The 24,302-nt window shown below is 74.4% G+C and carries 18 protein-coding genes; 10 read left to right on the forward strand and 8 right to left on the reverse strand.

What is annotated here, in order from left to right; translation table 11 throughout:
• The first annotated feature begins 54 nt into the window (after nt 1-54).
• The 4 genes from ACIBQ6_RS49870 (at nt 55) to ACIBQ6_RS49885 (ending at nt 4,093) form a co-directional block, all read left to right on the forward strand.
• Nucleotides 55-543 carry a 2Fe-2S iron-sulfur cluster-binding protein gene (locus tag ACIBQ6_RS49870; protein ID WP_357977060.1) on the forward strand — a complete coding sequence of 163 codons (489 nt, stop codon included), beginning with the start codon at nt 55-57 and terminating at the stop codon, nt 541-543.
• On the forward strand, nt 540-1,511 hold the full coding sequence (locus ACIBQ6_RS49875) for a xanthine dehydrogenase family protein subunit M (protein WP_364343682.1): 972 nt from the start codon (nt 540-542) through the stop codon (nt 1,509-1,511). The genes ACIBQ6_RS49870 and ACIBQ6_RS49875 overlap by 4 nt, the downstream gene beginning before the upstream one ends.
• The gene (locus ACIBQ6_RS49880) at nt 1,508-3,529 is read left to right on the forward strand and encodes a xanthine dehydrogenase family protein molybdopterin-binding subunit (protein WP_397219520.1); all 2,022 of its coding nucleotides are present in this window, start codon (nt 1,508-1,510) and stop codon (nt 3,527-3,529) included. The genes ACIBQ6_RS49875 and ACIBQ6_RS49880 overlap by 4 nt, the downstream gene beginning before the upstream one ends.
• A 66-nt stretch (nt 3,530-3,595) precedes the next feature.
• Nucleotides 3,596-4,093: a DUF6328 family protein gene (locus tag ACIBQ6_RS49885; protein WP_397219521.1), complete on the forward strand. Its 498-nt coding sequence runs from the start codon at nt 3,596-3,598 to the stop codon at nt 4,091-4,093.
• Here ACIBQ6_RS49885 and ACIBQ6_RS49890 read toward each other — a convergent pair.
• The 7 genes from ACIBQ6_RS49890 to ACIBQ6_RS49920 all read right to left on the reverse strand — a co-directional run bounded on the left by ACIBQ6_RS49890 (nt 4,045) and on the right by ACIBQ6_RS49920 (nt 11,899).
• Entirely contained in the window at nt 4,045-4,359 is a 315-nt protein-coding gene (locus ACIBQ6_RS49890) for a monovalent cation/H(+) antiporter subunit G (protein WP_358287542.1), read from the reverse strand. The two genes, ACIBQ6_RS49885 and ACIBQ6_RS49890, sit on opposite strands and share 49 nt — an antisense overlap.
• A gap of 5 nt (nt 4,360-4,364) precedes the next feature.
• Nucleotides 4,365-4,625 (reverse strand): monovalent cation/H+ antiporter complex subunit F, encoded by a 261-nt coding sequence (locus ACIBQ6_RS49895; protein ID WP_352351365.1) that lies wholly within the window; start codon nt 4,623-4,625, stop codon nt 4,365-4,367.
• A complete protein-coding gene (locus ACIBQ6_RS49900) occupies nt 4,622-5,164 on the reverse strand; it encodes a Na+/H+ antiporter subunit E (RefSeq protein ID WP_397219522.1) in 543 nt (180 codons plus the stop codon). Before ACIBQ6_RS49900 ends, ACIBQ6_RS49895 begins: the two co-directional genes overlap by 4 nt.
• Entirely contained in the window at nt 5,161-6,729 is a 1,569-nt protein-coding gene (locus ACIBQ6_RS49905) for a Na+/H+ antiporter subunit D (protein WP_397219523.1), read from the reverse strand. The genes ACIBQ6_RS49900 and ACIBQ6_RS49905 overlap by 4 nt, the downstream gene beginning before the upstream one ends.
• Before the next feature lie 21 nt (nt 6,730-6,750).
• Nucleotides 6,751-7,581: a Na(+)/H(+) antiporter subunit C gene (locus ACIBQ6_RS49910; RefSeq protein ID WP_397219524.1), complete on the reverse strand. Its 831-nt coding sequence runs from the start codon at nt 7,579-7,581 to the stop codon at nt 6,751-6,753.
• The gene (locus tag ACIBQ6_RS49915) at nt 7,578-10,349 is read right to left on the reverse strand and encodes a Na+/H+ antiporter subunit A (protein WP_397219525.1); all 2,772 of its coding nucleotides are present in this window, start codon (nt 10,347-10,349) and stop codon (nt 7,578-7,580) included. Before ACIBQ6_RS49915 ends, ACIBQ6_RS49910 begins: the two co-directional genes overlap by 4 nt.
• 146 nt (nt 10,350-10,495) lie before the next feature.
• On the reverse strand, nt 10,496-11,899 hold the full coding sequence (locus tag ACIBQ6_RS49920; protein WP_397219526.1) for an alpha/beta hydrolase: 1,404 nt from the start codon (nt 11,897-11,899) through the stop codon (nt 10,496-10,498).
• A gap of 127 nt (nt 11,900-12,026) precedes the next feature.
• Between ACIBQ6_RS49920 and ACIBQ6_RS49925 the strand changes: the two genes are divergently transcribed.
• On the forward strand, nt 12,027-12,395 hold the full coding sequence (locus ACIBQ6_RS49925; protein WP_358286071.1) for a hypothetical protein: 369 nt from the start codon (nt 12,027-12,029) through the stop codon (nt 12,393-12,395).
• Nucleotides 12,396-12,502: 107 nt separating this feature from the next.
• Here ACIBQ6_RS49925 and ACIBQ6_RS49930 read toward each other — a convergent pair whose 3' ends face one another.
• Nucleotides 12,503-12,922, reverse strand: a complete 420-nt coding sequence (locus ACIBQ6_RS49930; RefSeq protein ID WP_352330618.1) for an SRPBCC family protein — start codon at nt 12,920-12,922, stop codon at nt 12,503-12,505.
• A gap of 179 nt (nt 12,923-13,101) precedes the next feature.
• On the opposite strand from ACIBQ6_RS49930, the gene ACIBQ6_RS49935 reads away from it, so the two are divergent.
• From ACIBQ6_RS49935 to ACIBQ6_RS49955, 5 genes are all read left to right on the forward strand, one after another.
• Nucleotides 13,102-14,736, forward strand: a complete 1,635-nt coding sequence (locus ACIBQ6_RS49935) for a TIGR02677 family protein (protein ID WP_397219527.1) — start codon at nt 13,102-13,104, stop codon at nt 14,734-14,736.
• Nucleotides 14,733-15,959 carry a TIGR02678 family protein gene (locus tag ACIBQ6_RS49940; protein WP_397219528.1) on the forward strand — a complete coding sequence of 409 codons (1,227 nt, stop codon included), beginning with the start codon at nt 14,733-14,735 and terminating at the stop codon, nt 15,957-15,959. The genes ACIBQ6_RS49935 and ACIBQ6_RS49940 overlap by 4 nt, the downstream gene beginning before the upstream one ends.
• Nucleotides 15,956-20,044: a TIGR02680 family protein gene (locus tag ACIBQ6_RS49945; protein WP_397219529.1), complete on the forward strand. Its 4,089-nt coding sequence runs from the start codon at nt 15,956-15,958 to the stop codon at nt 20,042-20,044. The genes ACIBQ6_RS49940 and ACIBQ6_RS49945 overlap by 4 nt, the downstream gene beginning before the upstream one ends.
• A gap of 61 nt (nt 20,045-20,105) precedes the next feature.
• Nucleotides 20,106-21,662, forward strand: a complete 1,557-nt coding sequence (locus tag ACIBQ6_RS49950; RefSeq protein ID WP_397219530.1) for a beta-N-acetylhexosaminidase — start codon at nt 20,106-20,108, stop codon at nt 21,660-21,662.
• A 21-nt stretch (nt 21,663-21,683) separates the two neighbouring features.
• On the forward strand, nt 21,684-24,266 hold the full coding sequence (locus tag ACIBQ6_RS49955) for a glycosyl hydrolase 2 galactose-binding domain-containing protein (RefSeq protein WP_397219531.1): 2,583 nt from the start codon (nt 21,684-21,686) through the stop codon (nt 24,264-24,266).
• Nucleotides 24,267-24,302 lie beyond the last annotated feature (36 nt).

Genomic DNA, 24,302 nt, shown 5'->3' on the forward strand with positions numbered 1-24,302 from the left:
CGAGATGTCCGAGCCCGTGGTTGCCTCCGGCGGTGGCCGGGTAGGCGAGCGCCTATGGACATCACCCTGCAGGTGAACGGCGTGCCGCACACCGTGGCCGTCGACCCCAGGATCTCCTTGCTCGACCTGCTGCGCGAACGGCTCGGCCTGACCGGCTCCAAGAAGGGCTGCGACCACGGCCAGTGCGGCGCGTGCACGGTGCTCATCGACGGCCGCCGGGCCAACTCCTGCCTGGCGCTGGCCGTGGCGGTGGACGGCAGCGAGATCGTCACCGTCGAGGGGCTGGCCTCGGGCGAGCAACTGCATCCGCTGCAGGCCGCGTTCATCGAGCACGACGCCTTCCAGTGCGGCTACTGCACGCCCGGCCAGCTCTGCTCGGCGGTCGGCATGCTGGGCGAGCCCGGTCCGAGCGCCGTCACCGCCGACCTCCTCCTCGACCCGGCCCTGACGCCCGAGGAGATCAGGGAACGCATGAGCGGCAACCTGTGCCGGTGCGGCGCCTATCCCGGCATCGTGGCCGCGATCGGCGAGGTGGCCCGGTGAAGCCGTTCGACTACGTCCGCGCCCAGAGCCCGTCCGACGCGGTCGGCCGGTACGGCCCCGGCACGATGTACCTGGGCGGCGGCACCAACCTGGTCGACCTCATGCGCCTCGGCGTGGCCGCCCCCGACCACCTCGTGGACGTCAGCCGCCTGCCGCTGGACGCCGTCGAGCCCGTACGCGACCGGCTGCGGATCGGCGCGGCAGTGCGCAACAGCGACCTGGCGGCCGACCCGCTCGTCCGCGCCCGCTACCCGATGCTCGCCAGGGCCGTGCTGACCGGCGCCTCCGGCCAGGTCAGGAACATGGCCACGGTGGCCGGAAACCTGCTGCAACGCACCCGCTGCCCCTACTTCCAGGACGTCACCAGGCCGTGCAACAAGCGCGAGCCCGGCACCGGCTGCCCCGCGATCGAGGGCGACCACGGCAACCTGGCCGTGCTCGGCGCCTCGGACGCCTGCGTGGCCACCCACCCCTCGGACATGGCCGTGGCGCTGGCCGCGCTCGACGCCGAGGTGCACGTCACCGGCCCGGCCGGCGACCGGATCATCCCCATGCCCGGCCTGCACCGCCTGCCCGGCGACGCGCCCGAGCGCGACACCGTGCTCGAACCCGGCATGCTGATCACCGCCGTCGAGCTGCCCGCGCCGCCGCCGGGCGCCTCCCTCTACCGCAAGGTGCGCGAGCGGGCCTCGTTCGCGTTCGCGCTGGTGTCCATCGCCGCCGTGCTCGACGTGCGCTGGGACGGCGTGGTCACCGGCTGCCGCATCGCGCTCGGCGGCGTGGCCCACGCGCCCTGGCGGGCCGAACGCGCCGAACGGGAGATCATCGGCGGCCCCGCCACGGGGGAGGCTTACCTGCGGGCCGCCGAGGCCGAGCTCGACCAGGCCCGCCCGCTGCCGCGCAACGCGTACAAGCTGCCGCTGGCGCGCAACCTGATCGTCCGCACGCTGGAGGAGCTGACGCCGTGAACCGCATCGAGGGGCGCGTCAAGGTCACGGGGCTGGCCACGTACGCCGCCGAGTACCCGGTCGAGGGCGTCGCCTACTGCTACCCGGTGCAGTCCACGGTCGCCAGGGGCCGGGTGACCGGGGTGGATGCCGGGCAGGCGCTGGCCATGCCGGGCGTGCTGGCCGTGCTGTCCGTCGAGGACCCGCCCGACCTGGCCGAGGACGCCGACCCCGAGCTGGCGCTGTTCCGCTCCCGGGACGTCGTCTACCGGGGCCAGCTCGTGGCCGCCGTCGTCGCCGGCACCTACGACCAGGCCCGCGCCGCCGCCGACGCCGTCCATGTCGCCTACGAAGCGCAGGCCCACGACGTGCGGCTGCGCGCCGACCACCCGGACCTCTACCGGCCCGAGACGGTCAACCCGAACCTGCCGCCCGACACCGACAAGGGCGACGTGGAGGCCGGGCTGGCCGCCGCCGCGTCCGCCGTGGACGTGACGTACACGACGCCGCCCCTGCACAACAACGCGATGGAGCCGCACGCCGCGGTGGCCGTGTGGGCCGACGACGGCCGGCTGCTGGTCTACGACTCGACCCAGGGCGCCAGCGGCGACCGGGACAGCATCGCCAAGACCCTCGGCCTGCCCGCCGAGCGGGTGCGCGTGGTGTCCAGGCACGTCGGCGGCGGCTTCGGCTCCAAGGGCACCACCAGGCCGAACGCCGTGCTCGCCGCCCTGGCCGCGCGGGCCGCCGGCCGTCCGGTCAAGGTCGTCTTCACCCGGCAGCAGATGTTCGACCTCACCGGCTACCGCACGCCCACCGTCCAGCGGCTGCGGCTCGGCGCCGACGCCGACGGCCGGCTCACCGCGGTCGAGCACACGGCGTACGTGCAGTCCAGCAGGATCGTCGAGTTCGCCGAGCAGGCCGCCACCCCCGGCCGCGTCATGTACGCCACGCCCGCGCTGCGCACCGCGCACCGGCTCGTCCGCCTCGACGTCGCCACCCCGTCCTGGATGCGCGCCCCCGGCGAGTGCCCCGGCATGTACGCCCTGGAGTCGGCGATGGACGAGCTGGCCGAGGCGGCCGGGATCGACCCCGTCGAGCTGCGCATCCGCAACGAGCCCACGACCGAGCCGGACGGCGGGCTGCCGTTCAGCTCCCGCAGCCTGGTGACCTGCCTGCGCGAGGGCGCCCGCCGCTTCGGCTGGGACCGCCGCGACCCGGCGCCCGGCCTCCGGCGCGAGGGGGAGTGGCTGGTCGGCACCGGCGTGGCCGCCTCCACCTACCCGGCCAGGCGCGGCCCGTCGCAGGCCACCGCGACCGTGCGCGACGGCGACTTCGTCATCCGGGTGGCCGCCGCCGACATCGGCACCGGCGCCCGGACCGTGCTCACCAGGATCGCGGCCGACTGCCTCGGCGTCGCCCCCGACCGGGTGCACGTCGAGCTCGGCGACAGCGACCTGCCTGCCGCCCCCGTCGCGGGCGGCTCGATGGGCACGGCGTCGTGGGGCTCGGCCGTCGTACGGGCCTGCGAGGCGCTGCGAGCCGACGGCGGCGAGGGGTCCGCCGACACCACCGAGGAGGTCAAGGCCGACGAGGAGCTGGCCAGGCACGCCTTCGGCGCCCAGTTCGCCGAGGTCAGGGTCAGCTCCGTGACGGGCGAGATCCGCCTGTCGCGCCTGCTCGGCGTGTTCGCCGCCGGCCGCGTCCTGGACGCCAGGCTGGCCAGGTCGCAGTTCGTCGGCGGCATGACCATGGGCATGGGGATGGCGCTGATGGAGGAGACGCTGACCGACGACGAGTTCGGCGGCTTCCTGCACCGCGACCTGGCCCAGTACCACGTGCCGGCCTGCGCCGACGTGCCGGCGATCGAGGCCGTCTGGATCGACGAGCAGGACGGCCTGCTCAACCCGATGGGCTCCAAGGGCATCGGCGAGATCGGCATCGTGGGCACCGCCGCCGCGATCGGCAACGCCGTTCACCACGCCACCGGCCGGCGGGTGCGCGACCTGCCCATCACCCCGGCCAAGATCCTCGCCTGACCTCGAAAATCCATGTTTCGACCGGCCTCCGCCAAGGAAGAGGGGAACATCCAACAAGGAGGCCGAGTGAAGAACGAGTCGCACGAGGAACGCGCCGACCGCAACTTCGTCGAACTGCTGCAGGGCGCCCGCGTCGCGGTGACCGGCGTGCAGGTGCTGTTCGCGTTCCTGCTGACCGTCCCCTTCTCACCCGGCTTCGTCAAGCTGGACCAGACCGACCGCTGGCTCTACTTCGCCGCGCTGGTCAGCGCCGCCATCGCGTCGATCTGCTACATCGCGCCGACCGCCCAGCACCGCGTGCTGTTCCGGCAGGGCCACAAGGAGAGGCTGGTACGCCGGTCCAACACCTACGGCCTGTTAGGAGCGCTCGCCCTGGTGGTGTCGATGACCACGGCCACCATGCTGGTGATCGACTACCTGTTCCACTCCACCCTGGCCTGGGTCACCGCCGGCATCCTGGCCGGGCTGGCCGCCTGGACCTGGTTCGGCCAGCCCGCCCTCGACCGCAGGGGCGATCAGTCCTCCTCCGAGGGCGGCATCTCGGTCTCGTCCCGCGACGACTGACGCGAGTGGGCCGCCCGCCCCACCATGTACGCCGCCACCGACACGGTGATCACCTGCGAGGCCCCCACGATCAGCAGCGGCCCGGCGTTCCACCAGGTGGGCCGGTGCAGCCACATCGCGGCCAGCACCAGCAGCACGCCGAGCACCTGCGGCTTGGTGCCGGCGTGCATCCGGTCGAGCGTCGTGCGGAAGCGCACCAGCCCGGCGCCCGCCGACAACGCCAGCACGGCCCCGAGCACCAGGCAGACCGCCGCCGCCACATCCATCGGGCTCACCCCGACCGTCCAGGGAAGAACCGGGCCAACGACACCGACCCGACGAACCCCAGCAGCGACAGCACCTGGAGCACCGGCAGGTCGGAGTAGTCGTCCCTGACCACCGCGAACAGCCCGACCGCGCACATCGCCAGCGACGTCAGCACGTCGAGGGCGACCGCGCGGTCCAGCATCGACGGCCCGCGCCCCACCCGCCACAACGCGGCCGCCGCCCCGCCGCCCAGCAGCGCGATCGTCACCAGGTACACCGCGCTCACCGCAGCTCCTCCCGGTCGGCGCGGGTGCCGAACGCGGCCACGATGCGCGACTCCAGCCCGGCCAGGTCCCTGCGGACCACGTCCGGGACGCCCTCCCCGGCCAGCCCCAGCACGTGCAGCATCAGCTCTCTCCTGTCCAGGTACGCCTCCACCACCAGGCTCCCCGGCATCGTGGACAACGCCACCATGATCATCACGGTCATCGACTCAGACGACGTGCGCAGCCGCACCAGGACCAGCTGAGTGGGCGGATCGCCGGGCCGCACCACCCACGCCACCACCCGCACGGTCGAGAGCAGCATGTCCCACCCGAACCACAGCAGGAACCGCGCCAGCGGCAGCGGCCGCACCCTGATCCCCGGGTCCAGGACGGGCAGCGGCAGCAGCCACGTCACCACCAGCGCGGTCGCCAGGCCGCCCAGCACGTTCCCCGCCGACAGCTCGCCCCACAGCGTCACCCACACCAGCGTCAGCCACGCCACCAGCGGCAGCGGCACCCGCCGGCCGAACAGCCGCGGCGCGAGCAGGCCGCCGCTCACCGCCGCGTCCCCAGCACGGCGGTGATGTACGTCTGCCGCTCGCTCAGCTCCGTGGCCACCCGCTGCGTCAGCGCCGCCAGCGGCCCGGCCAGCACCGTGAACGACAGCCCCAGCGCCACCAGCGCCGCCGTCGCGCCCAGCAGCACGGGCGGCAGCGCCGTCGTCGTCACCACCGGCTCCTCACCCGTAGCCTCCTCGCTCTCCATCACCTGGCCCAGCCGCTCCTCGCGCGGCGCCCGCCAGAACGCCTTGCCCCACGTCTTGGCGATCGCGTACAACGTCAGCAGGCTCGTGAGCAGCCCGCCCGCCACCAGCACGAGCGCCGCCGGGCCGCCCTTGTCCAGGCCCGCCTGCACCAGCAGCAGCTTGCCCAGGAACCCCGACATCGGCGGGATGCCCGACAGGTTCATCGCGGGCACGAAGAACAGCACGCCCAGCACCGGCGCGGTCCTCATCAGCCCGCCCAGCCGGTTGACCGACGTGGTGCCGGTGCGCCGCTCGATCAGCCCCGTCACCAGGAACAGGCTCGTCTGCACGGTGATGTGGTGGACGATGTAGAACACCGCGCCCGCCAGTCCCGCCACCGTCGACAGCGCCACCCCGAACACCATGTAGCCGATGTGGCTGACCAGCGTGAAGGACAACATGCGCTTGATGTCGGTCTGCGCCACCGCGCCCAGCACGCCGGCCAGCATCGTGGCCAGCGCCACCGCCATCAGCAGCGTGGAGACCGGCCCGCCGGGGAACAGCAGCGCCTCCAGCCGGATGATCGCGTACACGCCGACCTTCGTGAGCAGCCCGGCGAACACGGCCGTGGCCGGCGCGGGCGCGGTCGGGTAGGAGTCCGGCAGCCACGCCGACACCGGGAAGATCGCCGCCTTGATCGCGAACGCCAGCAGCAGCGTCAGCTCGACCAGCAGCTTGACCTGCTCGGGCAGCGTGCCGAAGCGCTCGGCGAGCTGCGCCATCGACAACGTGCCCGTCGCGCCGTAGGTCACCGCCAGCGCGATCAGGAACAACATCGACGACGCCAGCGCCATCAGCGTGTACGTGGCCCCCGCCCGCATCCTGGACTCGGTCCCGCCGAAGGTCAGCAGCACGTACGAGCCGCTCAGCAGCATCTCGAACGCGACGAACAGGTTGAACAGGTCACCCGACAGGAACGCGTCCGCCACGCCCGCCACCATGACCAGGAACGCCGGATGGAAGATCGCCATCGGCGCGTCGTGCTCGGCCTCGTCGTAGGCGTTGGCGATCGAGTACACCATCACGCAGAGCGTCACCGCCGACGACACCACCAGCACCAGCGTCGAGAGCCGGTCGGCCACCAGGCAGATCCCGACCGGCGAGGCCCAGCCGCCCAGCTCGGTCACCAGCGGGCCGTGCGTGTCGGCGTGCGCGAGCAGCAGCACCGACACCGCCAGCGAGATGCCCAGCGTGGTGAGGCTGATGGCCGACTGCAGGTGCCGCAGCCGGCCGCCGATCGCCAGCTTGATCCCGGCCGCCAGCAGCGGCAGCAGCACCGGCACGCACACCAGCCCGCGCAGCTCGACCAGGTCACCCACGGGCCCCGCCCCTGCCTGCCACTAGTCGTCGCCCTCCAGTTCGGGGTCGTTGGCGAGCGCCTGGCGGGCCCGCTCCTCGCGGATGGCCGAGCGCATCTGCCTGCGGGCGTCGCGCTGCCTGGCCTTGATCCGCTGGCGCAGCTCCCTCTCGCCGGCCGCCTGCTCGGCCCGCCGCCGGGTGTGCTCGCGGCGCAGCTCGTCGATGCGCTCGGCGTTGTCGCCGGCCGTGGCCTCCTCGTCCGGCAGGTCCCGCTGCCCGGCCTCCTCGAAGCCGAGTTGCAGCTCCTCCTCCGACAGCCCTTCGGCCCTCCGGGTGCGCATCCACTCCTCCAGCTCGGTGTGCACGCGGGCGATCCGCCGTTCCAGGTCGGCCTCCTGCAGCCGCTCCCGCTCGGCCTGCTCGGCCTCCAGCCGGGCCAGCTCCGCCCGCTGCTCCACGACCAGCCGCCGGTAGGCGTCCTGCCGGGTGCGCAGGGCGTGGCTCAGCTCGCCGCGCCTGGCCCGCAGTCGCACGCGCCGGTCCTCGGTGTCGTCCTGGACCTCGTCGCTGCCGGTGAGCTGCCACGACCGGTGCACCATGGCCAGCACGAACGCCGTCACGCCCAGGGTGATCACGATGGCGGTGAGCACCATCGCCTGCGGCAGCGGATCGGCCATGTCCGCCACCGGCGTGCTGCCCAGGATGGGCGGCCCGCCGGCGTTCCCGCCCGCGGTGACGATCAGCAGGTTCACGCCGTTGCCCAGCACGACCACCCCGGCCAGCACCCGCACCAGGCTCCGCTCCAGCAGCAGCGTCACACCGGTCGTGATCATCACGCAGCAGCACAGGAACGGCGCCAGGGAGATCGTCACGCGCTCTCCTCCGCCTCGATCTGCCGGTCCAGCTCGGCGCCGAGGCCGCGCAGCACGTCCTGGACCATGCCGGTGACCGAGACGTACACGCCGAGGTCGAACAGCAGGCCCGTGGACAGGTGCAGGCTGCCGACCAGCGGCAGGTGCACGTCGGCCGCCAGCATGTCCAGCGCCGCCCGCCCGAACAGCAGCCCGGCCAGCGCCGTGCCGGTCGACAGGGCGAGCCCGGCGCCCATCAGCACGCCCGCGTGCACCGGGACCGCCGCGGCCAGCTCGTACCGGCCGCCGGCCAGGTAGCGCACGGTGATCGCCAGCCCGGCCACGATGCCGCCGGCGAACCCGCCGCCGACCCCGCTGTGCCCGACGAACAGCAGGAACACCGAGAGCACCAGCACCGTGTGGAAGGTCAGCCGGGCCGCCACCTCGAAGGCCACGGCCCGCTGGCCGCGCGGCAGCGTCGAGGACAACCAGTGCGTGCGCTCGGCGGGCACCCGGCCGCGGTCGTCCCGCTCGATCTCGTACGTCCTGCGCCGCAGGAACACCAGGCTCGTCACGCCCAGCGTCAGCACGACCAGCACCGTGCTCTCGCCCATCGTGTCCCAGGCCCGGATGTCCAGGATGATCGCGCTGACGACGTTGCGCGCCCCCGCCTCGCGCGCCGCGGCGGGCATCAGCGACCCGACGGCCCAGGTGCTCCGCGCGCTGGTGGCCAGCATGCCCGCCCCGGTCACCACCACCCCCACGGCCAGCCCGAGCCCGAACCGGAACAGCCGCGGCAGCCGCGCTCTGACCGGGGTCACCGGCAGCCGCCGCAGCACCAGGGCGAACACCACCAGGGCCAGCGTCTCGGCCAGGAACTGGGTCAGCGCCAGGTCGGGCGAGCCGTGCGCGAGGAACAGCAGCGCGGTGCCGTACCCGATGACGCCGACGACCACGGCCAGCAGGATGTAGGCGCGGGCGCACAGCGCCAGCGCCGCCGACGCGGTGATCAGGACCGCCAGCACCGGCTGCTCCACGCGCTCCCAGGCGACGACCGGCACGTCCAGGTGCGGCACGCCGCCGTAGGCGACGGCGAACACGCCGACGCCGGTGGTGGCGGCCAGCGTGAGCAGCAGGTAGTCGGGCAGCGAACCGCGCTGGACGAACCCGGTGGCCTGGACGGCGAACCGGTCCAGCCGGCGGACGAGCGACCAGAAGAGCTGCGTCGAGTCCAGCACGTGCAGCGCCGCGCCCGCCCTGGCCACCGGCTCCCTGGCCAGGAACAGCAGCGCACCGGCCGCCAGCGCCACGGCCGACAGCAGCAGCGCGGGGGACAGGCCGGCCCAGATCGCCAGATGCGTGGCGTGGCCGGGGTCGCGGAAGGTGCCGGTGTAGCCCGACATCGCGCCGCCGTACCAGGGGGCGAAGGGCGCCAGCGCCAGGCCGAGCACCGCCAGCAGCGCGGCGGGCGCGAACATGGCCGCCGCCGTCCGGTGCGCCGGCGTGACCGGCACGCCGGGCTTGGCGGCGAAGGCCCCCCACAGGAACCGCAGCGTGTACGCCGCCGTCAGCGCCGACCCCGCCACCACCCCCGCCAGCACGAGCGGCCGGTCCAGCAGCGCCTCCAGCGCCGCCTCCTTGCCGGCGAACCCCGCGAACGGCGGCAGCCCCGCCATCGACGCCCCCGCCAGCACCGCGGCCGCGCACACCCACGGCATCGACTGGCCGACCCCGCTCAGCTCGCGCAGCTCACGGGTGCCGGTCGCATGGTCGACGACGCCCACGACCAGGAACAGCGCGGCCTTGAACAGCGCGTGCGCGGCCAGCATGCCCACCCCGGCCAGCGCCGCGCCCCGGGTGCCCACGCCGAACAGCGTGATCAGGAAACCGAGCTGACTGACCGTGCCGTAGGCCAGCAGCCGTTTCAGGTCCGTCTCGCGCAGCGCCCGCCAGCCGCCCAGCAGCATCGTCAGCACGCCGAGCGGCACCGCGACCGCCCGCCACAGCGGCACGTCCCCGAACGCCGGACCGAGCCTGGCCACCAGGTACACCCCGGCCTTGACCATGGCCGCCGCGTGCAGGTACGCCGACACCGGCGTCGGCGCCGCCATCGCGGCCGGCAGCCACGTGCTGAACGGGAAGATCGCCGACTTCGACAGCGCCCCGGCCAGCACCAGCACCAGCCCGGCGGCCAGCGGGCCCGCCTGCGGTGGCCGGGCGACGACCCCCGACAGCGCGTACGTGCCCGCCGCCTGCCCGACCACCACGAACCCGGCCAGCATCGCCAGCCCGCCCAGCGTGGTCACCGTCAGCGCCTTCATCGCGGCCCGCCGGCCCGCCCGGCTCTCCGGGTCGTAGCCGATCAGCAGGTAGGAGAAGACGGTGGTCAGCTCCCAGAAGACGTACAGCAGGAGCAGGTTGTCGGCCGTGACCAGCCCCAGCATCGACCCGGCGAAGGCGGCCATCGCGCCGCCGTAGCGGCCCAGCCCGTCGTCGCCGGCGGGGAAGTAGCGCACGCTGTAGACCAGGACCAGCACGCCCACGCCGGTGACCAGCGCCATCATCAGCAGGGTCAGCGAGTCGGCCCGGAAGGACAGCTCCAGCCCGAGCGCGGGCGCCCAGCGGGTGTCCTCCCGCGCCGGCAGCCCCCGCACCCCCAGCCACACCGTGTACGCGAAACCGGCGCCGGGCGCCACGGCCAGCAGCAGGAAGGAGGCCCGTCCCATGCGCCGGGCCAGCCAGGGAGCGCAGACCGCCGCGAGCGCGTGCAGGACCAGCAGCGACTCCATGGGCTCCTCGGGCGGGAATTTCCGGCTACGTCCGCCCAATCTCTCCCGCCCGGTCGTGCCCGCCGCGCAGGCGCGGCCAGGGTTGACCCGAACGTCACCAGTCCCTCACCCGCCCATGAGCGGGTGAGGGAGGGGGGCCCACGCCCTCAGACCTTCGCGCAGGCTCCCGGACGCGGCGCGCGAGCCGTGATCACGTACCGGTCGATCTGCCGGTCCAGGCAGGACGAGCTTCCCTTGTACGCCGTGTGCCCGTCGCCGTCGTGGGTCAGCAGCACGCCGTGCTCCAGCTGCCCGGCCAGCCGCCTGGCCAGCTCGTACGGCGTGGCCGGGTCACGCGTCGTGCCCACCACCACGATCGGCGGCGACCCGTGGGCGCGCACCTTCCTGGTGAACCCCTTGCCCTTGACCGGCCAGTACGCGCAGCGCTGCTCGGGATGGTCCAGGCAGTTGACGGCCGTCAGCGCCTCGCTGCTGTTGTCGTAGCTGCCGTCGGGACGGCGTCCGTGGTTGACGTCGGCCAGGGCGAGCATGGCCGTGCCGTCGCCCTTGAAGGCGAGGGTGAGCGCCTGGCGCAGGTAGGGCCAGCTGTCCCTGGCGTACATGGCCTGGTTGACGCCCGCGCGCAGGATGGCCTCGTTGACCTGCCTGCTGTCGCCGTCGTTGCGCAGCGGCGCCCGGTCGGCCCGCTTGTAGAGCGCCTCCAGCCGCCTGGTCGCGGCGGCGACGGTGTGCCGGGGGAACGGGCAGTCCCTGGCCCCGAAGCAGTCGCGCAGGAACGACTCGCGGGCCAGCCGGAACCCCCGCTCCTGCGCCGCGCCGAACTCGGCGAGCGTCTGGCCGGGGTCCTCGGCGCCGTCGAGCACCATGGCGCGGATCCGGGTGGGGAACAGGTCGGCGTAGCGGGCGCCCAGGTAGGTGCCGTAGGAGAAGCCGAAGTAGGTCAGGCGGGCCTCGCCCAGGGCGGCCCGCATCACGTCAAGGTCGCGGGCCACCTCGCCGGTGCCTACGTGCGCGAGCAGCTGCTTGCCGGAGTTGGTCGCGCAGCCCTGGGCGAAGATCTTCATCCACGCCTTGGCCCGCTTGACCTCGGCCGCGTTGTCGGGGGTGGGGTCGGCGGCGAAGTAGGCGTCCAGGCCGAGAGGGGACAGGCAGCGTACGGGGGCGGAGGCGCCCACGCCGCGCGGGTCGAAGCTGACCACGTCGAAGTGCTGCCGGACGGCGGCCGACATGACGGTCTTGTCGGCCTTCAAGATGGTCGTGCCGGCGCCGCCGGGGCCGCCGAAGTTCAGCACGATCGAGCCGATCCGCCGGCCGGTCGCGGGCAGCCGGACCATGGCGATCCCGATCCGCCGGCCGCCGGGCCTCGCGTAGTCGAGGGGCACCGTCAATTTCGCGCACTGGAACCCGCTGCCGCACCCCGACCAGGCCAGGCGCTGACCGTAATAGGCGTTGAGCCCGGCGTTCGCGGCCGCGTCCGCGGCGCCGGACAGGCCGGCCGCGGCGATCAGACCTGCGAGTACGGGGGAAAGAATCGTAATTAAACGTCGCATAATCAAAAGTTGACGGGAATACCTTGCGAGCCCCTTTAATCGTGGTGGCACAGATCATTTGCAAGAAGCGCGCCGGGCTGGGTATCGAGCAGGTCATCCGCACGACTACCAGGGGGAACAGGCCGCCATGTCGCAGCAGAACCGTCCCGTCGAGGGCGAGCACAAATACCAGCAGCACGTCACCTCGACCGGCGAGCACGAGGAGCGGCCCGGCCGCAGCCTCGTCACCACCGACCACGACGTGATCCAGGAATGGGCGCATGCGCGCGGCGCCAAGCCCGCGACCGTGCCCGGCACCGAGCACCAGGGCCGGGCGGGCGTGCTCCGCTTCGACTTCCCCGGCTACGGCGGCAACGACCTGGCGGAGATCAGCTGGGAGGAGTGGTTCGAGACCTTCGACCAGCGGAAGCTGAACTTCATCTACCAGGAGCACAAGAAGGACGGCAAGCAGAGCAACTTCTTCCGGCTGGAGAACCCGGAGCGCGAGGACGCCTGAACCCCGGAGGGGCGGGCCCGCCCCCGCCCGCCCGCCGGGCCTCTGCCGTTCTCGGAAGGCGCCACCGGCATGCGCGGGAGCCCCTGGCTCCCCGAGAAGCCCGTCGTTCAGCCGCCCTCGGAGACCCGGCGGGTGACCTCGTCGGCCAGCCGGTCGAGGGAGCGGTCGAGCAGCTCGCGCACCTCGCCGACCCTGGCGCTGGAGGCGGGCTCGTCGAGCAGCGACAGGTGCACGGTCACCTCGCTCGTGCCGGCCGCCGAGTCGGACACCTGCAGCCAGCCCGCGTAGTCGGGGTGGTCGCGGCCGCCCCACTCCACCCGGAGCTGGTCCTCCTGGGCGCGGAACAGCCCCTCGTGCCGCCCGCTGCCGGGCACCAGCTCGCCGCCCGCCTCGACGGTGCCCGCCCCGCCGTCGCCCACCCACAACCCCTGCGGCAGCCACCGGTCCATCAGCTCGACGTCGGACGCCACCCCGAACACGATCATGCTGTCGGCCGGCATCCCGCGCGTCGCCTCGATCTCCGCCATCACAGGCCCCCGTCCTCCCCGAATGCCGCCGTACCGGGCGCGGACCGCGCCGCCTGCCACCGGCAGCCGAACGCGGCGACCATACCCGTGGCATCTGCTCGCAAACCGGCCCCCGCGGTGCCCGTCTCTGCCACTACGGTGGCTCCGGTGAAACCGCGGCGAGAGGGGAGAACGGCGCGATGGCGGAGCTGCCACGAGTGCCGCCGGAGATGTTCCGGTTCGCCACCACTGAGCGGGCGGATCTGCACACGGCCCTCCTCGACGTCCTCGGCGTCGCCGCCGAGCGCCTGGAGCCCGCGCTGACCGCCGGCGAGGTCCGCGACCGGCTGCGCGACCGCGGCTGGTACGCCCCCGTCGGCGACCACGACCTCACCGGCGCGCTGCGGCAGCTCGCCGGCTGGCGACTGGTCGAGGTCGTCTTCGACCACGCCGCCGGCTTCGCGACCGCCGAGGAGTACGAACGCGGGAACCTGCGCTACGCCCTGACCGCCCAGGGCGAGGCCGCCCACGCCGGGCTGCGGCAGGCGTCGGCGACGCTGGCCACCGCGACACCGGCCTCGGGGGGCGCGCTCCACGCCGCCGTGCTCGACGCCGTCGCCGACCGGCTGGAGGAGCTGGAGGCGCTGCTGGCCGACCCCGACCCCGGCCGCGACCGACGGGTGTTCACCTGCCTGCGGGAGCTGGAGTGCCACCTCGACGGGCTGCGCCGCGACACCGTGCGGCTCAACGGCGAGCTGCGCCGGCTGCTGCGCGCCGGCGGCGCCGGCGTTGGCACGTTCCACGAGGCCGAGGCGGCCATGGTGGCCTACCTCCAGGAGTTCCTGACCGGGCTGGAGCAGCGCGGCGAGACGGTGGCGCGGGCGCTGCGCCGCGTGGCCGCGCGGGGCGTCGGCGTCCTGCACACCCGGGCCCTGGCCGGCGCCGACCTGCCCCGGATCCCCGGAACCGACCTGGCCACGCCGTGGCTGGCCGCCCGCGCCGCCGCCTGGGCCGAACTGCGCCAGTGGTTCGACCCCGACCTCGTCCCGGCCCCCGGGAGCGGCGGGACCGGGAGCGGGGCCGGGAGCGGGGGCACCGGGAGCGGCGGCGCCGAGAGCGGCGGCGGGCCCCGGTTGCGGCGGCTGCAGGAGGTCGCGGGCGAGGCCGTCGTCACCCTGCTCGGGCTGCTCGACCGCGTCACCGCCGCCCGCCGCCCCGCCTCCGGCGCCGCCGCCGACTTCCGCGCGCTGGCCCGCTGGTTCGCCACCGCGCCGGCCGAGGACGACGCCCACCGCCTCTGGGACGCCGCCTTCGGCCTCGGCCCCGCCCGGCACGCCCACCTCGGGCACGCCGACGCCGAACTCGTCCCGGCCGGGACGCCCTGGGCGGAGGCCGGGCCGGTGGCGGTCTCGGCGCTGCTGCGCTCGCGGGGCAGGACCGAGCGCATGGGCCGTACCGGGCGGGTGCGCGACGTGGCCGCCCTGCGCGCCGAGCGCCGCGCCCGCGCCGAGAAGGAGCACGCCGGGCTGGAGGCCGCCTGGCGGGCGCTGGCCACCACCGGCTCGGTCCGGCTGTCCCAGCTCGGCGCGCTCGACCACGACACCCTCGGCCGGCTGCTCGACCTGCTGGGCCGGGCCCTGGCCGCCCGTCCCGACGCCACCGGCCTGCGCCGGGCCGTCACCTCCGACGGCCGGGTCGAGGTCGTGCTGCGGGCTCCCGGCGACGGCGCGGTCGCGGTGCTGCGCACCTCCGAGGGCTGGTTCCGCGGCCCCGACTACCTGCTCGACGTGCGCTCCCCGGGCGCCCGCGACCACGGGAGGGCCGAAGGGGCATGAGCAGCCTGGCCAACCAGCTCGTCAGGGCGGAGAAGGAGGAGATCGCCCGCGCGATCAGGACCCTCCTCGCCCGGCCCTTCCTGACGGCGGACGACGAACCCGCCGCCTTCGCGGTGATCAGGAAACGGCGGGAACCGCTGACCCGGTGGTTCGACTACTTCTGCGGCTGGCGGCTGGTCGTGGAGCCCCGCGAGGGCTACGCCCGCCTGGTCAAGGCCGGGTCGCGGCCGACGGCCACCCGCCCGGCCCGCCGCCGCGCCGGCGGCCCGCCGTTCGACCGCCGCCGCTACACGCTGCTGTGCCTGTGCGCGGCCGAACTGCTCGCCGCGCCGGTCACCACGATCGGCATGCTGGCCGGACGGGTGGCGCGGGCGGCGGCGGTCGAGACCGGCGTGCCGCCGTTCGATCCGGTCAGCGCCGACGAGCGGGCCGCCTTCGTCGACGCGCTCGAACTGCTCGAACGGCACGGCGCGATCACCCCCACCGACGGCACGACCGACGCCTACCTCGGCGACGAGGAGGCCAAGGTGCTCTACCGCGTGGACACCACCCGCGTGATCAGGCTGCTGGCCGCGCCCGTCCCGCCCTCCCGCCTGCCCGGCGCGGCCGGCGACCCGGCGGCTCCCACCGTGGCTCCCACCGTGGCTCCCATTGCGGCGCTCACCGTCGAGGCCCGGTACGGCGGCGACGAGCCCACGGAGACCCAGCGCGCCCTGTGGGCCCGCCACTCCGTCATCCGCCGTCTGCTCGACGAGCCCGTCGTCTACCGCGACGAGCTGACCCCCGTCCAGGCCGCCTACGCCGCCTCGCTCACCGGCCGCGGGATGATCCGCAGGGCCGCCGAGGAGGCCGGGTTCGTGCTGGAGGAACGCGCCGAGGGGCTGCTGCTCGTCGACACCGAGGCCACCGCCACCGACACGAGGTTCCCCGACGACGGCGGCCCCGCCAAGGTCGCCGCCCTGCTCCTGCTCGACCTGCTGGTCACCGCCGGTCCGCTGCCCGCCGGACGCCTCGACGAGGAGGCCGCCGAGCTGCTGCGGCGCTTCCCCCAGTGGGCCAGGGCCTACCAGTCGGACGGCGGCGCGCCCCGCCTCGCGGCCGACGCGCTGGAGGTGCTCGCCATGTTCGGGCTGGCCCGCCGTACCGGCGACCGGGTGGCCGCCCTGCCCGCCGGAGCCCGCTACCGGGTCGATCGCGGCCCGGCCGACACGGAGGACGCATGACCGTCACCGAGCTCACGCCCGCCCGCACCGCCCCGGGCATGGACCGGCGCTGGATGCCCGTACGCGCCGGGATCCTCAACGTGTGGCGCTACCACGACGAGGTGTTCGAGTTCCACCGGGGCAGGCTGCTGCTGCGCGGGCCCAACGGCAGCGGCAAGTCCAAGGTGCTGGAACTGCTGCTGCCGTACGTGCTGGACGCCAGTCTCAAACCCAGCAGGCTGTCCACGTTCGGCGGCACCGAGCGAACCATGCACTGGAACCTCATGGGCGAGGGCGCGAGCGGCGTCACCCGCGTCGGCTACGTCTGGCTGGAGTTCCAGCACGCCGACGGCCGCTGGTTCACCTGCGGCGCCCGCCTCCAGGCCACCGCCCACACCAAGAACGTCACCGCCGCCTACTTCACCACCGGCTCCCGCGTCGGCCTGCCCGGCGGCGTCCGGCTCACCGGCGACGGCGGCCAGCCGCTGACCAGGGCCCAGCTCGCCGACGAGCTGGGCGAGGCCGGGACGGTCCACGAGTCCGCCGACGCCTACCGCGCCCTCGTGCGCCGCACCCTCTACACCGGGCTCAACGAGCAGCGCTACGACTGCCTGCTCACCGCGCTGCGCCAGCTGCGCACCCCCAAACTGTCCGAACGCCTCGACCCCGGCCTGCTGTCCGACCTGCTGTCCAGCGCCCTGCCGCCGCTCGGCGAGGGCGAGATCCACGAGATCGCCGACGGGTTCGAGCGGCTCGACCGGCAGCGCGAGGAGCTGCGCCTGCTCGACCGCGACGTGCAGGAGGCCGACCGGCTGGCCGACGTCCAGCGCGGCTACGCCCAGAAGGTGCTGCGCGCGGCCGCCGCCGCGGCCCTGGACGCCGGGCAGGCCGTCGACGCCCTCGCCGCCGAGGTCAAGGCCGGACGGGAGGCGCTCAAGCAGGCCGGCGACGAGCTGGCCGCCGCGGCCGTGCGGTTGTCGGAGGAGGAGGCGCAGGAGCTGGCCCTGGCCGCGCAGATCGACGGGCTGAAGGAGAGCGAGGCGTACCGGTCCGGGCGCGACCTGCACCGGCTGCGCACGCAGGCGCGCGAGGCGCACGAGTCGGCGGCCCGGCTGCGCGACCAGGCCGGGGCGGCGGCCCGCGGCGCGTCGGCCAGGCAGGAGCTGTCGTTGCGCGCGGCGGCCGTCGCCCGCGCCGCCACCGGCCTGGCCGACCGCGCCCGCGCCGAGGCCCGCCGGGCCGCCGAGCGCGCCGGGCTGCTCTCGGTCCACCTGGAGTGCGAACGCCCGGTCGCCGAACCCTGCTCCCCCTCGCCGGGCGCGCTCCCCGTCGCCTCCGGCGAGGGGGAGCGGGGCGACGACGGCGAGGAGTCCGTGCGCCGCGCCCGTGAACTGCTGCGCGCCGCCGTCACCAGCCGCGCCGGCCAGATCCGCGAGGTCGCGGCGGCGGCCGTCGAGCACGAGGAGGCGATCGGCCGCCGCACCACCGCCGAGCACGACCGCGACCGCGTCCGCGACGACCTGGCGGCCGCGACCGCCGCCCACGACCAGGCCGGCGCGACCCGCGACGAGCGCGCCCGCGACCTGGCCGCCGCCCTGGAGGAGTGGGCCCGCGGCTGCGCCCACCTCCGGCTCGACCCCGAGGAACTGGCCGGCCTCGCCGACCGGTCCGACCAGGCCGACGAGCTGGTCGGCGCGGCGCGCACGGCGGCCGCGGTCCGGCTGGCCGCCCGCGAGCACCACCTGACCGGCCTGCGCGACCGGCTGCACGCCGAACGCGCCGAACTGGCCCGCGAACGCGAACGCCTGGCCGACCGGACCGCCCTGGAGCCGCCCCCCTCGCCCGCCCGCCCCGCCTCCCGCTCCGGACGGCCCGGCATGCCGCTGTGGCGGGCGCTCGCCTTCCGCTCCGGCGTCGACCCGGTCACCCAGGCGGGCGTCGAGGCGGCGCTCGAAGCCTCGGGCCTGCTCGACCTGTGGCTGCTGCCCGACGGCGGCATGGACCCCGGCGAGCACGACGCCTTCGCCGCCTCCGCCCTGGCCCGGCCCGCGCCCGGCCACAGCCTGGCCGTCGTGCTGTCCGCCCAGCCGGGCGCGCCCGTCTCGGCCGAGCGGGTGCTCGCGGGCGTCGCCTTCGCCCCCACGGCGCTCGGCCTCGACCACCCGGCGGCCGTCGGCGCCGACGGCACCTGGCGGCTCGGCCCGGCCGCCGGGCGCTGGGTCAAGCCGGAGCCCGCCTACATCGGCGACGCCGCCCGCGAGCGCGCCCTGCGCCGCCGCGTCGCCGAGCTGGACGACCGGCTCTCCGACCTGGCCGGCACGATCGCCGAGTGCGACCACCTGTTCAGGGTGCTGGCCGGCGACCGCGACACGCTCGCGGCCGAGCTGCGGCGGCGGCCCGACCGGAGGCCGTACGACGGCGCCGCGCGGGCGCTGGACGCGGCCGTGGGCAAGGTCGCCCTGCTGGAGGACCAGCTCCGCGCGCACGAGCAGCGCCTGCACGAGCGCGAGAAGGAGGTGGGCAGGTCGCTGCGCCGGCTCACCGAGCTGGCCGCCCGGCACGCCCTGCCCGCCGCCCGGCCCGCGCTCGACCGGCTGGAGGCCGCCCTGCGCGCCGCCGAGACCACCGGCGCCGTCTGGCACGACCGGCGCGGCGACGCCCGCGCGGCCAGGGAACGCGCCGGCCAGGCGGCCGAGACCGCCCGCGAGTACCAGGACCTGGCCGTACGGGCGATGGAACGGGCCGAGGAGGCGGCCGACGCGGCCGTCGTGCTGGCCGAGAAGCTGGCCGCCGTCGAGCCCGCGGCCGGCGGCGAGGAGCTCGACCTGCTCGGCCGGCTCCAGGACGCCCAGACCGCCCACCAGGGCTGCCGCCGCCAGATCCGGACGATCCACGACGACACGGCCCGGCTCAACGCCCGCCTCGGACGGCTCAGGGGCGAGCTGGGTCGGGCCGAGGAGAAGCACGCCGAGGCCGGGCGCGTCCGCGAGGCGGTCTGCGAGCGCCTGCGCCGCCTGCTGGCCGGCCACCTGGCCGCCGACGCCGGCCTGCCCGCCGGGCCCGCCCCCGACGCCGGGGTGCGCGCGGTGCTGGAGGCGGCCGGGGACGTGGCCGGGCGGCTCGCCGCGGTGCCGCACGAGCAGCGGACCGTCAGGGAGGCCGAGGCCCGCCTGCGGGACGCCTTCCACCACGCCAGGGAGGTCCTGGCCGGCCGCGCCGAGCTGGAGCTGGCCCCCGACGAGGACGTCCAGGTGCTGACCGCCACCGCCGGCGGCGTGCGGGCGGGCGCGGCGGCGCTGGGCAGGGCGCTGCGCGGCGAGCGCGACGAGCGGCGCGGCGACATCACCGAGGCCGAGCGCGACCTGTTCGACCGCACGCTCGCCGGTGACACGCGGCGGCACCTGGCCGACCGCATCCGCCAGGCCGCCGCGCTGGTCGAGGGCATGAACCAGCGGCTCGAACGCGTCCGGACGGCCTCGGGGGTCGCGGTGCGGCTGGTGTGGCAGGTCGATCCCACCCAGTCGCCGGCCACCCGGGCGGCCCGCGAGCTGCTGCTGCGCGACCCGGCGGGGCTGAGCGAGGCCGACCGCGAGGCCCTGTACGCCTTCTTCAGGGACCGCGTCGAGGAGGCGCGCGCCGACAACTCCTCGGCCGGCTGGGAGGACCAGCTCATGAAGGTGCTGGACTACACGTCCTGGCACCGGTTCGTGGTCCGCCTCGACCGCGGCGACGGCCAGGGCTGGCAGGACCTGACCAGGAAGCTGCACGGCGCCCTGTCCGGCGGCGAGAAGGCCATCGCCCTGCACCTGCCGCTGTTCGCCGCCGTGGCCGCCCACTACCGCACCGACCCCGGCTGCCCCCGGTTCATCCTGCTGGATGAGGTGTTCGTGGGCGTCGACCGGGCCAACCGCGGCCAGGTCTTCGACCTGCTGGTGAACCTCGGGCTCGACCTCGTGCTCACCTCCGACCACGAGTGGTGCGAATACCGCGAGCTGGACGGCATCGCCATCCACCAGCTCATCACCGGCGACGGCGACGACGCGGTGACCACGGCCCGCTTCGTGTGGAACGGCTACCGGACCGTCGCCACCGAGACCCTTGATTAGAAAGGTTCTTTACCACCAGCGATCGCGTCCGTATGGTGGGGGCAACCCTCGGGAGGCGGTCATGAAGATCCGCACCGCTGCGGTCGTGCTGACGACCCTGCTCGCCCTGTCGGTCCCTGCCTCGGTGACCGTCTCGCCCAGTGCCACGGCGGCGGCCGCCGTCGCCTTCGGCGCGATCGTGCCCGCTCCGGTGAGCGCGGTCCCGGCGGCGGGGGTCACGTACCTGATCACCGCCGCGACCGCCCTGTACTCCGACGCGTCCGAGGTGGGCGAGCAGCTCGCCGGTCGGTTGCGCCGCTCGACCGGCTACCCGGTCCCGATCGTGACCGCCCCGCCGGCCGACGGGATCGCGCTGCGGCTGGGCACGGTGGCCGGCGGGGAGGAGGCGTACCAGCTCGACGTGACCGCCACCGGGATCGTCGTGCTGGCCAACGGGCCCGCCGGGCTGTTCAACGGCGTGCAGACGCTGCGGCAACTGCTCCCGTACGCCGCCGAGGCCGGCACGGTGCAGCCGGGCCCCTGGCCGGTGCCCGGCGGGCGGGTCGTGGACCGGCCGCGCTACCCCTGGCGGGGGGCGATGCTCGACGTGGCCAGGCACTTCTTCCCGGTGGACGCGGTCGAGCGGTACCTCGACCAGATCGCGCTCTACAAGATCAACCGCCTGCACCTGCACCTGTCCGACGACCAGGGCTGGCGCATCGCGATCGACTCCTGGCCCCGGCTGGCCTCCTACGGCGGCGGCACGGCGGTCGGCGGCGATCCCGGCGGCTTCTACACCAAGGCCCAGTACCAGGAGATCGTCGCCTACGCCGCCGCGCGAAACATCACCGTGATCCCGGAGATCGACATGCCGGGGCACACCAACGCCGCCCTCGCCTCCTACGGCGAGCTCACCTGCGACGGCGTCGCCCCGCCGCGCTACACCGGCACGGACGTCGGGTTCAGCTCGCTGTGCACGTCCAAGGAGCTCACCTACACCTTCGTGGACCAGGTGATCGGCGAGCTGGCCGCGCTCACCCCCGGCCCGTACCTGCACATCGGCGGGGACGAGGCGTCCTCCACGACGCCGGCCGACTACCGGGCGTTCGTCGACCGGGCGCAGGGCATCGTGGCCGCCCACGGCAAGACCGTGATCGGCTGGCACGACGTCGTCAACGCCACCCCGCTGCCCTCCACGGTCGTCCAGTACTGGGGCAGCGACCCCACCGAGACGGCGGTCTCGACGGCGGGCCGGAAGGTCGTCATGTCCCCGGCGAGCCGCGCGTACCTGGACATGAAGTACAACCGGCGCACCCCGCTCGGCCAGACCTGGGCGGGCACGATCGAGGTCAAGGACGCCTACGGCTGGGATCCCGGCGCCTACCTCAGAAGGCTCCCGCCCGAGCAGGTGCTCGGCGTCGAGGCGCCGCTGTGGACCGAGACGCTCAGGACGTCGGCCGACCTCGAGTACATGGCCTTCCCTCGCCTGCCCGCGCTCGCCGAACTGGGCTGGTCCCCTTCCGCCACGCACGACTGGACCGCGTTCCGGCAGCGGCTGGGCGCGCAGGGCCCGCGCTGGCGCGTCATGGGGATCGCCTACTACCGCTCCACCCAGATCGCCTGGCCCTCCGGTTCGTAGGAGCCCCCTCAGGAGCTGCGCATGTCACGATCGATCAGATGCGTCCTGGCCGTGCTCGTCCTGCTGCTCGCCTCGGGGGTGGTGAGCGCCGGCAGCGCCGTCGCGGCGGCCGGTTCGACCGAGCTGGCCTCGGGCTGGGCGCTGCGCCCGGCCACCGGCCTCGCCGACACCGGCGCGGCGATCTCCACGCCCGGGTACGCCACCACCGGCTGGCACCCGGTCACCCTGCCCTCGACCGTCCTGGCCGGGCTGGTCGCGAACGGCGTCTACCAGGACGTCTACTTCGGCCAGAACCTCAAGAACGTGCCCGACCTGACCACCCAGGACTGGTGGTTCCGCGGCGAGTTCACGGCCCCGGCCACGGCCCCAGGCCAGGTGTACTGGCTGCGTTTCAAGGGCCTCAGCTACCGCGCCCAGATCTGGCTGAACGGCGTGCAGTTAGACGCCGCGGCCGTGGGCACGTTCGTCGGCCACGAGTACGACGCCACCGCCGCGATCCGGCCCGGCGCGGTCAACGCGCTGGCCGTCAAGGTCACCCCGCCGCGCCACGACTGCAAGGACCTGTCCACCTGCACGGTCGACTGGAACCCCGAGGCTCCCGACATGAACGCGGGCATCTGGAACACGACCCTGCTGGACACCACGGGCCCGGTGGCCCTGCGCGACCCGTACGTGCGGACCACCCTGTCCGGCGCCGCCGCCGACCTGACCGTCTACGTGGACGCCGTCAACGCGACGAACGCCCCCGTCACCACCACGGTCAGCGGCACGATCACCAAGGCGGGCCGGCCCGACCTCACCTTCTCCCAGGCCGTCACGCTGGCCGCCCGCGAGCGCAAGGAGGTCGCCTTCGCGCCCCTGCACGTGAGCGATCCGGTGCTGTGGTGGCCGTACCAGTTCGGCAGCCCCGAGCTGTACCGCCTGACGGTCAGCGCGGGCGCCTCCGACAGCAAGGCCATCGACTTCGGCGTCCGCCAGGTCACCGACTACCGCACCACCGTCAACGGCACCTCGTTCGCCGGATACAAGATCAACGGCCGGCCGATCCTGCTGCGCGGCGGCGGGTACGTGTGGGACCTGATGCAACGCTGGGACACCAGGACGAACGCCGCCCACATCGCCTACGTCAAGGACATGGGCCTGAACACCATCAGGCTGGAGGGCACCCTCGGCAACGAAGAACTGTACGACATGGCCGACAAGGCAGGCATCCTGGTCATGCCGGGCTTCGTCTGCTGCAGCGCCTGGGAGGACGACAGCGCCTGGACCGCCGAACAGGAACAGGTCGCCCGCGCCTCGCTGGACAGCCAGCTCCGCTCGCTGCGCCACCACGCCTCGGTGTTCTTGTGGACCTACGGCAGCGACCAGCCGCCGACGGCCGCGCACCTGGCCGCGTACAAGAGCGTGGCCAACGCCCTGCACTGGCAGAACCCCACCCTGGACAACGTCGCCACCTGGTCCAACGCCGACGCCGGCATGAAGATGGACGGCCCGTACGTGTGGGAGCCCCCGGTGTTGTGGTGGGACGAGAGCAAGAGCGGCGGCGCGTACGGCAGCACGGGGGAGGAGGGCACCGAGTCGCCGCCGCCCCTGGAGACGCTGCAGCGCTTCCTCGCGCCCGCCGACGTGTGGCCCATCGGGACGGCGTACAACTACCACGCCGGCAAGCCGGGCAGCGTGTTCGACACCATCGCCCCCTACAGCACCGGCCTGGCCAAGCGCTACGGCACGCCCGCCTCCGCCGCCGACCAGTCCCGCAAGTCCGAGGCGCAGAACTACGAGAACGCCCGCGCCTTCTTCGAGGCGTGGAGCGCCAGGCAGCACGTGCGCTCGTTCGGCTCGATCTTCTGGATGCTGAACAACGCCTGGCCGTCGGTCCACTGGAACCTCTACGACTACTACCTCAAACCCGGCGGCGGCTACTTCGGCACCAAGAAGGCCACCGAACCCGTGCACATCGCCTACGACTACCTGACCCGGGCCGTGCACGTGGTCAACTCGACCCTCACCACGCGCTCCGGGCTGACCGCCACGGTCTCCGTGCACAACCTGCCGGACCTGGCCCAGCAGTACACCGCCTCGGCCCCCGTCACCGCCACGGCCAACGCGGGCGTCCAGGTGCTGACGATCCCGGCGCTGACCGGGCTGTCGCGGACGTACCTGATCAGGCTCCAGCTCAAGGACGCCGCCGGCGCGAAGGTCAGCGACAACGTCTACTGGTACTCCACCGCGCCCGACACGCTCGGCAACAAGAGCAACTGGTACCGCACCACGCCGAAGACCTACGCCGACCTCACCGGCCTGAACGCCCTGCCCGCCGCCGACGTCGCCGCCACCGGCGTCCGCGCCGTCTCCGCCGGGACCGAGACCGTCACGATCACCCTGCGCAACCCGTCCGGCCTGGCCTTCCTCGTGCGCCCGGAGGTGGTCGCGGACGGGCGCGAGGTCGTGCCGGTGACCTACACCGACAACTACGTCACGCTGTGGCCGGGGGAGACCACGACCATCACGGCCACGTACCGCACGAGCGACCTCGGCGGCCGGCAGCCGGCGCTCCGCGTGCGCGGCTACAACGTCCCCACCACGACCGTCCCCCTCACCTGACCCGCCTCCCCGACCACGAGGCCCGCCTTCTGGACC

This window comes from Nonomuraea sp. NPDC049655 (genome assembly GCF_044465465.1).
Classification (GTDB): domain Bacteria; phylum Actinomycetota; class Actinomycetes; order Streptosporangiales; family Streptosporangiaceae; genus Nonomuraea.

Coding starts and splice junctions, on each gene's coding strand:
- ACIBQ6_RS49870 (WP_357977060.1), top strand. CDS start 55: ATGGACATCACCCTGCAGGTGAACGGCGTGCCGCACACCGTGGCCGTC.
- ACIBQ6_RS49935 (WP_397219527.1), top strand. CDS start 13,102: ATGGCGGAGCTGCCACGAGTGCCGCCGGAGATGTTCCGGTTCGCCACC.
- ACIBQ6_RS49915 (WP_397219525.1), bottom strand. CDS start 10,349: ATGGAGTCGCTGCTGGTCCTGCACGCGCTCGCGGCGGTCTGCGCTCCC.
- ACIBQ6_RS49940 (WP_397219528.1), top strand. CDS start 14,733: ATGAGCAGCCTGGCCAACCAGCTCGTCAGGGCGGAGAAGGAGGAGATC.
- ACIBQ6_RS49920 (WP_397219526.1), bottom strand. CDS start 11,899: ATGCGACGTTTAATTACGATTCTTTCCCCCGTACTCGCAGGTCTGATC.
- ACIBQ6_RS49925 (WP_358286071.1), top strand. CDS start 12,027: ATGTCGCAGCAGAACCGTCCCGTCGAGGGCGAGCACAAATACCAGCAG.
- ACIBQ6_RS49950 (WP_397219530.1), top strand. CDS start 20,106: ATGAAGATCCGCACCGCTGCGGTCGTGCTGACGACCCTGCTCGCCCTG.
- ACIBQ6_RS49945 (WP_397219529.1), top strand. CDS start 15,956: ATGACCGTCACCGAGCTCACGCCCGCCCGCACCGCCCCGGGCATGGAC.
- ACIBQ6_RS49930 (WP_352330618.1), bottom strand. CDS start 12,922: ATGGCGGAGATCGAGGCGACGCGCGGGATGCCGGCCGACAGCATGATC.
- ACIBQ6_RS49955 (WP_397219531.1), top strand. CDS start 21,684: ATGTCACGATCGATCAGATGCGTCCTGGCCGTGCTCGTCCTGCTGCTC.
- ACIBQ6_RS49890 (WP_358287542.1), bottom strand. CDS start 4,359: ATGGATGTGGCGGCGGCGGTCTGCCTGGTGCTCGGGGCCGTGCTGGCG.